The sequence below is a fragment of the Flavobacterium sp. genome (genome assembly GCF_024642105.1).
GTDB lineage: Bacteria > Bacteroidota > Bacteroidia > Flavobacteriales > Flavobacteriaceae > Flavobacterium.
In genome coordinates this window covers 1-8265 of record NZ_JAHEBT010000058.1, presented here as the reverse complement: position 1 = coordinate 8265, position 8265 = coordinate 1, and the positions used below count along the sequence as shown (strand labels likewise).

Here is an 8265-nt window from a genome sequence, read left to right as displayed (position 1 = left end):
ACTCCAAACACTATAATTAAACTAAATTACTTACAACCTACGACACTATGCTTATTTTTACCATTGATTAAAAAAATAGTACGTATAAATTAAAGTTTTTAACAATTTTTTGTTAATAACTTTGAATAAAAAAAGCGTCTTATTCTTACAAATAAGACGCTTTAAATATGAAAAAATCAGACTACAAAATATAGTCTGTATTGATGAAGTTAGACTCCTTGCTATTCAATAATTCTTGCAAGATTTCATTGTTATATGCATTGTCTTTGGAAGCAACAAAGGTTCTAATCGAAAACGAACGCAACGCATCGTGAATACTCAAAGTACCTACCGCAGAGTCTTTACGACCTGTAAATGGGAATACGTCTGGTCCTCTTTGACACGAACTGTTCAAGTTAACTCGACACACCAAATTCACCAAAGTATCAATTAGTGGTGCAATCGTTTTGATGTCTTTTCCAAACAAACTCACTTGTTGTCCGTAATTGGATTCAGCCATATCGTTCAATGGCTCTTGAATATCTTTGAACGAAATTACTGGCACTACTGGACCAAACTGCTCCTCGTGGTACACACGCATATTTTTGTTTACAGGATATAAAACCGCTGGAAATATAAAGTTATCGCTATGTTCTCCTCCTTTGGCATTCAAAATTTGAGCGCCGTTAGCTTTCGCATCGTCAATTAATTCTTGAATATACGCTGGTTTTTCTTTCTCTGGAAGTGGCGTTAACATCACTCCTTTTTCCCACGGATTACCAAAAGCCAAAGCATCTACTTTAGCCGCAAAACGAGTATTGAACTCTTGCGCAATCGATTCGTGAACATACAATACCTTCAATGCTGTACAACGCTGACCGTTGAAAGACAACGAACCAGTAATACATTCTTGGATAGCCAAATCCAAATCAGCGTCTGGCAAAATAATCGCTGGATTTTTTGCTTCTAATCCTAAAATCAAACGCAATCTGTTTTTATTTGGGTGTTGGTCTTGCAAAGCAATGGCCGACTTACTGTTTCCAATCAAAGCCAAAACACCTACCTTACCTGATTTCATAATTGGCGAAGCCACCTCTCTACCTCTACCGTAAATAATATTGATAGCCCCTTTTGGGAAACTACTTCTAAACGCTTCCAATAGCGGAGATAACAATAATACGCCATGTTTAGCAGGTTTAAAAACTACCGGATTCCCCATAATCAAAGCCGGAATCAACAAAGAAAACGTTTCATTCAAAGGATAGTTGTACGGTCCAAGACACAATACTACTCCTAACGGCCCTCTACGCACCATCGCGTGAATACCTTGTACTTTACTAAAATGAGCACTTCTACTGTTTAGCTCTTTCAAACTATCAATCGTGTCATAAATGTACTCCACCGTTCTGTCAAATTCTTTTTCAGAATCGCCAAGGGCTTTTCCAATCTCCCACATCAATAGTTTGACTACTTCGGCACGAGTTTCTTTCATTTTGGTCACAAAATCTTCCATGCACTTAATGCGATCGACCACTTTCATAGTAGGCCACAAACCTTGACCATTGTTGAACGCTAAATCAGCCGATTCAACGGCTTCCAACGCTTCTTTTTCTCCCATAGCCGGAATCGTTCCTAACAAAGTAGGCGCATAATTTGCCGTAGAAGATATAGTCGAATAAACCGGTGTGGTTACTCCAGTCCATTTTTTTAATTCGCCATTAACTAGATAGGTATCTTGAGCTAAGGTCGAAGTAATTTGAAATTCTTGAGGAATTGTACTCATAATATGGTGTTGTGTTGTTATTAAATTGGGGTTGGTTTTGGTCTAAATTAAGGCTCAACAATATCACCGTCCCACTCGATAATACCCCCTAATAAATTGTAGGTATTTTCAAAACCAAGCTCGTTCATAATCGCACACGCATTAGCGCTTCTAGCTCCTGAACGACAGTATACATAGTAATTTTTGGATTTATCCAATGTTTCTAAATCAGTCACAAAAGCGGCACCTTGATGAAAATCATAATTAATTGCTCCCGCAATATATCCTTCTTCAAATTCCATTTCTGTTCTCACGTCGAGTATCACACCATTTTCGTCTGACTCAAATTGAGCAATCCAATCTTCTTGTGTTAAATTCATAGCAAATTATTTTTGGGTAAAAATACGAGGTTTTTATGAAACAATAAATCAAAGGTTTGTGAATTAAATAGTATTTTCAAGAAAACGTTTGCGAATAATCATTCTATAGCTCAAATTCTGATTTTATCGAAAAAAACCGAGAAAAACACTCGATTTAAAGTAGAATTAAAAATGAATTAACCTTCAATTAACACGCGTAATTTTGACACATTGATTACAAAAAAAGAGCAGCACACAAGCGGATATACTTTTATTTGGAAGCACTCTTTTTTGCCTTTGTAACTCGTGCAGTCCCGCTATTCGCTATATCCCCTAGCGGGGGATGCCACTGCTATCGGGGCTAGAATACCCGTATATTTTTCAGTACAAAAAAAGCAACCGTAGTTAATCTTTTAAAAATTGGTTTTATTTATTTGTTTGTAGACACGAGCAAGATGCTCGCGCCAGCGTGTGTGATTTTCAGTTTATTAACTAGCTTTTTCAGCACCATCACTAATTTTGATACCGTTAGCTTTGTATTGTAAAATATATTAACAATATATACATAATTTTATATTATTAATCTTAAATGAAATTCCCACATACTGCGTTAACCTAAACTTTGATACAAGCATAACTTAAGTAATGTTTTAGGAACAGTATGTTTATTTTGAGCATTCTTGAGAGTAATCTGGGTTAGAAACCCATTAGCATACGGTTTTAGCAACTCAAAACACGGGAACTTCATTATTTTAAAATTTATAGCCATGCAAATTTACGCAATTGATGTTTCAAAAGATTATTTGGATATTTTCTCCAAATCAGATGATGGAAATTCTTTTCAAAAAAGAATTAAAAACAGTTTTAATAGTATCTGTAAATTTCTTGAACAAATGAAATCAGAGGATCTAATTTGTGCTGAATATACAGGGGTTTACACTAATTTAATCCTCCATTTAACCTATCTATACAAAATTAAGATAGCGCTAGCTTCAGGTTTTGATATTAAACATAGCCTTGGTAATAGGAAAGGAAAATCAGATCAGTTGGATGCCGAAAGAATTTGGGAGTATGCGTTTCGTTTTCAAGACAAATTAATATTTAACTTACCCGATGATGAGGTAATGACCGAAATCAAAAACCTCTTCAATCTTCGAAATCAATTAGCGAAAGCTTTAAAAACTTTTTCGACCTCTGGAACTATGTTAAAACAAAATCCTTATCATTCAATTGCCGAACATGAAATGAGAGAAGAGACTCTTAAGTACTTTCAAAATCAAATTAAGAATACTGAAAATCAAATTTTTCAAATCATTGAACAATCGAATGAAATTATTGAAAACTTTAATCTTATCACTAGTATTACTGGTATCGGAAAAGTTACCGCTTTAGAATTAATCATTTCTACAGGAAATTTTAAAAAAATAGATTCTGCTAGGAAAGCTGCTGCTTATGCCGGTGTATGCCCCTATCCGAATCAAAGTGGTAATATCGCAAAAAAAGCAAGAATACATTTTAGGGCAAACAAAAAGCTTAAGTCATTACTACATATTTGTGCTAAAACAATTTGTGTTTACAATAAAGAATTTCGACTCTATAGAGAAAGAAAAATGATGGAAGGAAAACATTTTTATCTGGTCATGAACAATGTTGCAAATAAACTATTAAGAATGGTTTACGCAGTAATCAACTCTAAAAAAGCCTTTGATGTTGCCTTGATAACTAAAGACCCTAGATTAACCTAAAAAACAGATAAACAAATAAAAAAACATATACGCTGTATTGCCTAGAGTAATATAAAAATTACTCTATAATGACAAACCTATGCCTTATTGGTTAACTTTTATTTATAAAAAAATCTAATTTAAATTTGTTTTTTACAGAGTAAACACTACCTTAAATTTTCTCATTATTTTTTAAAGAATCTATTGTTTGTCTATTATATTTTTCTAATAAATATCTTTTATTAGAAAAGTCGAATTTTATGTTATTAGTCTTACTATCTGGACATCCGCCAGTATGTAAAAAAATATTTTGAATTATAAATTTATTATCTGAATATTTAATTTGAATTTCATATCTAAAAAAGCAAGATTGCCCTATCTCCTTTTCTAATATAAATCCATTTTTACTTTTCTTAATAAATTCAGCTCCAAGTGCCCCTATTCCCAACTCATTAGTTATAACATTATCAAACAAAAATTTCTTTCCATTTGACATAGAAATAATTAAAATTCTATTATCTATTAATTGGTCGTTGTTTAATTCACAATCCGTTGCTGGAGTAAGAGTTAATGGAGATAAAATGGCAATTGTATCTTTTTTTAAATCTCTGTCTATGTCATAAGTTTGTTCCTCAGAAACATCATAAAAATCAGAAATCACAAATCCATATTTTTTACTAAATTTCAATGATTTAGAATAACATGATGAATTTTTATTTAAAAATTTTGGCTTTATTGTGTCATTTACCATCTCTTTATTTTGAACAAAAATAAGATTGTTATTTTTACATGAGATAATAAAAATGAATAGTACTGTAATTATTATTTTTTTTATCATTTTATTGTTTTTTTGATATTTTCCAAAAAATAGTTCCCCCTGCTGGCGCGAGCATCTTGCTCGTGCCTATTAATTATTTCAAGTCACCCCCGCTGCGCAAAGTCTCCTGACTTTGAGCCAACTCAAACCAAATATAATGAAAATTCATTCAAATGAATACATCTACAAATAATCCTTATAATTTGCAAGCATTCAGTCTCTGAAAATAAAAGTAAAGAAAGTCAATCCCTTTTCAAAACAAATTATTATCCCAATATACCGTCCCTACGGGACTTTCATCGGAAAGTCATTTGAGATTACCAAGATGTAGCTCCTAACGGAGCACGTTTCAATTTTAAGTTATCATGTCACAATTTATATTGATAACCGATAAAGGAATACACACAAGTAAGAACAAAATATCGATAACAAAACTTAATAGCGACACTCTCTTTGTCTCATAGTGACAGGATTTTAGTAACCAATGATAGAATAAACGCTGTCCCGTAGGGACAAGATAACGGTAACAAAACTTGAGGGCATCGTACAACTTTGGACTATACGAACAAGATTTTGATACCCAATAAAACAATACACTCCGTCCCGTAGGGACAAAATATCGGTAACAAAAACAACTCCTCTATTCAGTTAGTCCCTTAGGGACAAAATATTGGTTAAACAACCAATCCAATTACTTTTAATCAAAAAAATGCTGTATTTTTACGTTTTCAATAAAAACAATCAATCCAAAAAATGGACGCTGTAATCAAAAAGACATTTCCTAGTTTCTCCAACGACTTAATCGCTGATATTGAGGCCAATGATTCGGTGCAAAGTTTCAAAACCGGAACCGTCATTATGCGAACAGGTCAGTACATCAAGAACACCGTTCTAGTAACCAAAGGCAAAATCAAAGTCTATCGGGAAGGCGAAGAAGGCGGCGAGTTTTTCATGTATTACCTCCAACCTGGTCAGGCTTGCGCTATCTCGATGGTGTGTGCCACCAAATCGGAAAAAAGCCAAATCATGGCTAAAGTGGTCGAAGACGCAGAGTTGATTTTGGTGCCACTATCCCTTATGGATCAATGGATGATGAAACACCGTTCTTGGTACGAATTTGTTATTGGCACCTACCGTAGTCGTTTTGAAGAAGTATTAGAAGTCATTGACAGCATCGCTTTTAGAGCGATGGACGAGCGTTTGGAATTCTATTTAAAACGCCACGCCGATGCTTGTGGTTGCCAAGACTTAAAATTGTCGCATCAAGAAATTGCTACAGAACTCAATACATCCCGAGAAGTAATTTCGCGATTACTCAAAAAAATGGAACAGCGCAACTTATTGAAATTACACCGCAACCACATCGAATTGTTGAAAAAATAGTACCATTGTGACAAATGTTACACTAATACTAATTCTAAAGTCCAACATTTGCAATAAAAATTACAGATGGAATACATAGGCTACTTTGCTGCTATAATTATCGGACTTTCACTAGGCTTAGTGGGCGGTGGTGGTTCTATTTTGACCATACCTATATTGGTGTATTTATTCAAAATCGACCCTGAACTAGCTACTAGCTATTCCTTGTTTATTGTGGGAATCACGGCGGGTTTAGGTTGCATTAGCCATTACAGAATGGGAAACCTCAAAATTAAATCGGCGCTCTATTTTGCGGTACCGTCTATATTCGCCATTTTAATTATTCGAGAAGTTATTTTTCCGCAAATTGCCGAAACGCTATTTTCGATAGCTTCCTACAAAGTGTCGAAAAATTTCCTAATCATGATTGTTTTTTCGATACTCATGATTTTAGCATCCATCTCGATGATTCGTACTAAAACCATCCAAATACAAGGTATTACAACTAATTATACTCAACTCGCCATTATTGGTTTTTTCATCGGAATCATCACGGGTTTTCTAGGTGCGGGTGGTGGATTTTTAATCATTCCTGCTTTGTTGTTTTTTGCTAAACTTCCCATGAAACAAGCCGTAGGAACGTCATTACTAATCATTTTTATCAATTCCAGTATTGGTTTCGCAGGTGATTTATACATTAATACACCCATTGATTATCCCTTTTTATTGACTATTTCGAGTATTGCCTTTATTGGAATGCTCGTTGGTACCCAAATTTCAAAACGAATTGACGGCAGCAAACTCAAACCTATTTTTGGTTGGTTCATCCTCATTATGGGCCTCTATATTATCACCAAAGAAATTTTCTTAAAATAACTAGTTAAGTAACTAAAGTCACCATACAAATCAAAATTCAGAATTACATTTGTAGTTCAAAAAAAAGACATTTACAATCATGCAAATAGAACAAATTTACACCGGATGTTTAGCACAAGGTGCGTATTATATCACTTCTAACGGAGAAGCCGCCATTATTGACCCATTGCGCGAAGTACAACCGTATTTAGAACGTTTGGAACGCGATAACGTCAAATTAAAATACATTTTTGAAACCCATTTCCATGCTGATTTTGTTTCGGGTCACGTGGATTTGAGCAAAGCAACCAAAGCCAAAATTGTATATGGGCCAACCGCTAAACCAGAGTTTGAAGCCATTGTTGCCGAGGACAATCAACTGTTTGAAGTGGGTAACATCAAAATAAAAGTACTGCACACGCCAGGTCACACCATGGAAAGTACCACTTTCTTATTGATGGACGAAAACGGAAAAGACCACGCGATTTTCTCTGGAGACACCTTATTTATTGGCGATGTGGGTCGTCCTGACTTGGCTCAAAAAGCCGCTTCGATGACACAAGAAGAATTAGCTGCTACTTTGTACCATTCGCTTCGCAACAAAATCATGACGCTAGCCGATGATGTAATTGTCTATCCTGCTCATGGTGCCGGAAGTGCTTGCGGAAAAAATATGAGTAAAGAAACGGTATCTACTATTGGTAACCAAAAAGCAACCAATTATGCGTTGAGAGCGAATATGACCGAAGCAGAATTTATTAAAGAAGTTACCGAAGGTTTATTGCCTCCACCTGCTTATTTTGGGATGAATGTAGCGATGAACAAAAAAGGGTACGAAAGTTTTGAAACCGTTTTGAACAACGGAATGCGCGCTATTCCTGTCAACCAATTTGAAATGATGGTGGAGGAAACCAAAGCACTCATTCTAGACACTCGCAACAATGGGGAGTTCGCACAAGGATTCATTCCGCAGGCAATTAATATTGGCATCGATGGCGATTTTGCACCTTGGGTAGGCGCTTTAATTGCCGATGTGAACCAACCGATTATTTTAGTGACTCCCAACGGTCGCGAAGAGGAAACGGTAACCCGTTTGAGCCGTGTGGGTTTTGACAACCTGATCGGACATTTAGAAGGCGGTTTCGAGGCTTGGAAAAAAGCAAGTCACGAAATAGATACCATCAACCGCATTTCAGCCGAGGAATTTGCCAATCAAGTGACTATTGGCGAAAGCAAAATCATCGACATTCGCAAAGAAAGTGAATACGAAGCCGAGCATGTGGAAGAGGCGTATAGCAAACCTTTGGCGTACATCAACGAATGGGTAAAAGACATCAATCCAAAAGAACATTTTTTCTTGCACTGCGCAGGCGGTTACCGTTCGATGATTGCGGCTTCTATTTTGGA

The 8265-nt window shown here is 35.5% G+C and carries 7 protein-coding genes; 4 read left to right on the top strand and 3 right to left on the bottom strand.

Features of this window, described 5'->3' with window-relative positions; translation table 11 throughout:
- Positions 1-181 precede the first annotated feature (181 nt).
- Together Q0L65_RS13820 and Q0L65_RS13815 are read right to left on the bottom strand one after the other, a co-directional pair.
- Positions 182-1762: an NADP-dependent glyceraldehyde-3-phosphate dehydrogenase gene (locus Q0L65_RS13820; protein ID WP_296687428.1), complete on the bottom strand. Its 1581-nt coding sequence runs from the start codon at positions 1760-1762 to the stop codon at positions 182-184.
- Between the two features lie 47 nt (positions 1763-1809).
- Positions 1810-2121 (bottom strand): rhodanese-like domain-containing protein, encoded by a 312-nt coding sequence (locus tag Q0L65_RS13815; protein ID WP_296687426.1) that lies wholly within the window; start codon positions 2119-2121, stop codon positions 1810-1812.
- Positions 2122-2867: 746 nt separating this feature from the next.
- Between Q0L65_RS13815 and Q0L65_RS13810 the strand changes: the two genes are divergently transcribed.
- Positions 2868-3845 carry an IS110 family transposase gene (locus Q0L65_RS13810; RefSeq protein WP_296687423.1) on the top strand — a complete coding sequence of 326 codons (978 nt, stop codon included), beginning with the start codon at positions 2868-2870 and terminating at the stop codon, positions 3843-3845.
- A gap of 151 nt (positions 3846-3996) precedes the next feature.
- Here the strand turns inward: Q0L65_RS13810 and Q0L65_RS13805 are convergent, their stop codons facing one another.
- Positions 3997-4662, bottom strand: coding sequence for a hypothetical protein (locus tag Q0L65_RS13805; protein ID WP_296687422.1), 666 nt, complete (start codon positions 4660-4662; stop codon positions 3997-3999).
- Between the two features lie 732 nt (positions 4663-5394).
- Between Q0L65_RS13805 and Q0L65_RS13800 the strand changes: the two genes are divergently transcribed.
- From Q0L65_RS13800 to Q0L65_RS13790, 3 genes are all read left to right on the top strand, one after another.
- On the top strand, positions 5395-6024 hold the full coding sequence (locus Q0L65_RS13800) for a Crp/Fnr family transcriptional regulator (protein ID WP_264532855.1): 630 nt from the start codon (positions 5395-5397) through the stop codon (positions 6022-6024).
- A 66-nt stretch (positions 6025-6090) separates the two neighbouring features.
- The gene (locus Q0L65_RS13795) at positions 6091-6879 is read left to right on the top strand and encodes a sulfite exporter TauE/SafE family protein (protein WP_296687419.1); all 789 of its coding nucleotides are present in this window, start codon (positions 6091-6093) and stop codon (positions 6877-6879) included.
- A gap of 79 nt (positions 6880-6958) precedes the next feature.
- On the top strand, positions 6959-8265 hold a 1307-nt coding region (locus Q0L65_RS13790), incomplete at its 3' end, for an MBL fold metallo-hydrolase (protein WP_296687417.1).